Below are 721 nucleotides of genomic sequence, written 5' to 3'. Positions count from 1 at the left end.
CCTTGATTTTTATGACTTCACAGGCCTTGAATTTGAACTTTATATTTCAAACACTTAGTTTATGGACAGACTCTATTCAGTTTGATGTAATTTACTTGCTAAAAGTGGCTTAGCTTAGTTTACCACACGAGGGGACTCGTGCGGCAGCGGTGAACGAGGGAAATATCATCCGTTGAAATAATATACTTTGAGATAAAAAATAGTTAATTTTGTAAAATGACAAGAATGATGCAAGACATATTAAAACTAAGTGTTTCAGAACGCATATTAATGGTAGAAGCCATTTGGGATAGTATTGCAGAAAACGATGAAAAGCTTGAATTAACTGATGAAGTAAAAGAGCTTTTAGATAATCGTATTGAGGCACATAAAAACAATCCAAGTGAAGGTTCCAGTTGGGCTGATGTAAAAGCGAGAATTAAAAATCAGTTCTAATGTATAAACTTATCATCGAACCATTTGCGGAAGAAGATGCGAAAGATGCAGCAAATTGGTACAATGAAAAAAGAGAAAGTTTAGGGAATGAATTTTTACTTGCAGTGGAGGCTGCTTTAAATGCAATACAGCGAAATCCAAATCATTACCAGGTAATTTATAAAGGACTGAAAAGAGCTTTAACTGTTCGTTTTCCTTATGGGATATTTTTTACAGTTGAAGAAAATATCATATATGTTTTAGCAATCGTTCATACAAGTAGAAGTCCAAAAGTCTGGAAGAAAAG

Annotated in this window: 2 protein-coding genes; both read left to right on the top strand. The window is 33.7% G+C overall.

The genetic code is table 11. The annotated features are described in order from the left end of the window. Window positions 1-225 precede the first annotated feature (225 nt). The gene (locus ACT3CD_RS17245; RefSeq protein WP_444646913.1) at window positions 226-435 is read left to right on the top strand and encodes an addiction module protein; all 210 of its coding nucleotides are present in this window, start codon (window positions 226-228) and stop codon (window positions 433-435) included. Next, on the top strand, window positions 435-721 hold a 287-nt coding region (locus ACT3CD_RS17240; protein ID WP_444646912.1), incomplete at its 3' end, for a type II toxin-antitoxin system RelE/ParE family toxin. The genes ACT3CD_RS17245 and ACT3CD_RS17240, both read left to right, overlap by 1 nt.

This window comes from Geofilum sp. OHC36d9 (genome assembly GCF_052400685.1).
Taxonomy (GTDB): Bacteria; Bacteroidota; Bacteroidia; order Bacteroidales; family Marinilabiliaceae; genus CAZHHH01.
This window is presented reverse-complemented; position numbering and strand designations above follow the sequence as displayed.